At 57.0% G+C, this 1,558-nt stretch carries 1 rRNA gene; it reads right to left on the minus strand.

Annotation, left to right across the window (positions count from 1 at the left end):
• Nucleotides 1–36: 36 nt before the first annotated feature.
• A 16S ribosomal RNA gene (locus MOD31_RS21780) occupies nucleotides 37–1,557 on the minus strand.
• Nucleotide 1,558 lies beyond the last annotated feature (1 nt).

A 1,558-nucleotide genomic window follows, 5' to 3' on the forward strand; every position in this document is an offset into this window, starting at 1 on the left:
TNCAGGCACAGCAACCAGTTGTTAGCAGCTCCTTAGAAAGGAGGTGATCCAGCCGCACCTTCCGGTACGGCTACCTTGTTACGACTTAGTCCCAATCGCCGGTCCCACCTTCGACGGCTCCCCCCACAAGGGTTAGGCCACCGGCTTCGGGTGTTACCAACTTTCGTGACTTGACGGGCGGTGTGTACAAGGCCCGGGAACGTATTCACCGCAGCGTTGCTGATCTGCGATTACTAGCGACTCCGACTTCATGGGGTCGAGTTGCAGACCCCAATCCGAACTGAGACCGGCTTTTTGGGATTAGCTCCACCTCACAGTATCGCAACCCTTTGTACCGGCCATTGTAGCATGCGTGAAGCCCAAGACATAAGGGGCATGATGATTTGACGTCGTCCCCACCTTCCTCCGAGTTGACCCCGGCAGTCTCCTATGAGTCCCCGCCATCACGCGCTGGCAACATAGAACGAGGGTTGCGCTCGTTGCGGGACTTAACCCAACATCTCACGACACGAGCTGACGACAACCATGCACCACCTGTAAACCGACCGCAAGCGGGGCACCTGTTTCCAGGTCTTTCCGGTTCATGTCAAGCCTTGGTAAGGTTCTTCGCGTTGCATCGAATTAATCCGCATGCTCCGCCGCTTGTGCGGGCCCCCGTCAATTCCTTTGAGTTTTAGCCTTGCGGCCGTACTCCCCAGGCGGGGCACTTAATGCGTTAGCTACGGCGCGGAAAACGTGGAATGTCCCCCACACCTAGTGCCCAACGTTTACGGCATGGACTACCAGGGTATCTAATCCTGTTCGCTCCCCATGCTTTCGCTCCTCAGCGTCAGTTACAGCCCAGAGACCTGCCTTCGCCATCGGTGTTCCTCCTGATATCTGCGCATTTCACCGCTACACCAGGAATTCCAGTCTCCCCTACTGCACTCTAGTCTGCCCGTACCCACTGCAGAACCGGAGTTGAGCCCCGGTCTTTCACAGCAGACGCGACAAACCGCCTACGAGCTCTTTACGCCCAATAATTCCGGATAACGCTTGCGCCCTACGTATTACCGCGGCTGCTGGCACGTAGTTAGCCGGCGCTTCTTCTGCAGGTACCGTCACTTACGCTTCTTCCCTACTGAAAGAGGTTTACAACCCGAAGGCCGTCATCCCTCACGCGGCGTCGCTGCATCAGGCTTGCGCCCATTGTGCAATATTCCCCACTGCTGCCTCCCGTAGGAGTCTGGGCCGTGTCTCAGTCCCAGTGTGGCCGGTCACCCTCTCAGGCCGGCTACCCGTCGTCGCCTTGGTAGGCCATTACCCCACCAACAAGCTGATAGGCCGCGAGTCCATCCAAAACCACAAAAGCTTTCCACCACCACCACATGCGTGGAATGGTCGTATCCGGTATTAGACCCAGTTTCCCAGGCTTATCCCAGAGTCAAGGGCAGGTTACTCACGTGTTACTCACCCGTTCGCCACTAATCCCCCAGCAAGCTGGGATCATCGTTCGACTTGCATGTGTTAAGCACGCCGCCAGCGTTCATCCTGAGCCAGGATCAAACTCTCCGTTGAA

This window comes from Paenarthrobacter sp. TYUT067, from assembly GCF_023656375.1.
Classification (GTDB): Bacteria; Actinomycetota; Actinomycetes; order Actinomycetales; family Micrococcaceae; genus Arthrobacter.